Source organism: Vibrio sp. 1180_3 (genome assembly GCF_029478545.1).
GTDB lineage: Bacteria > Pseudomonadota > Gammaproteobacteria > Enterobacterales > Vibrionaceae > Vibrio > Vibrio aestuarianus.
Window position 1 is genome coordinate 1 of sequence record NZ_SJFM01000183.1, and the last position, 439, is coordinate 439.

General features: G+C 55.4%; 1 pseudogene. It reads right to left on the bottom strand.

The window, feature by feature from the left end:
* A pseudogene (locus EYW48_RS21485) lies at positions 1-439 on the bottom strand (hypothetical protein); the annotation flags it as partial.

Genomic DNA, 439 nt, shown 5'->3' on the forward strand with positions numbered 1-439 from the left:
GAGGAAGGCTGCATACTTTTTCTTGATTTTCGGCAATTCATACAACGCCTTGATCCCATGCTTGGCGGAGTTGCGGATGACCGAGGACGGATTGAAGTAACCCTCGGCGTTTTCCAGCGTCAGCACGAACGGGGGTAACCCCGCCCGCATGAGCAAATAGCTGACGATGAGCGAACCACTACGGTTATTGCCCTCGATAAACAATTGCGGCTTGCTGAGGATGCGCACATAGACACCGGCCGCACGCTTCCAGACGGATTCACTGCGATAGGCGCAGTACCAATTGAACAAGTCCTTGATGCCGCCCTCAACGTTGTTGAAGAAGTGCGCTTCGGTAGCCGCCAGATGTTGGGCGTACTCCAGTCGGCGTACCGGGTCCCGGCCACAAAGGACGGTGGCATTGATCTCCAGCATCAGGTTCAGTTGCTGAAGGTCGAAC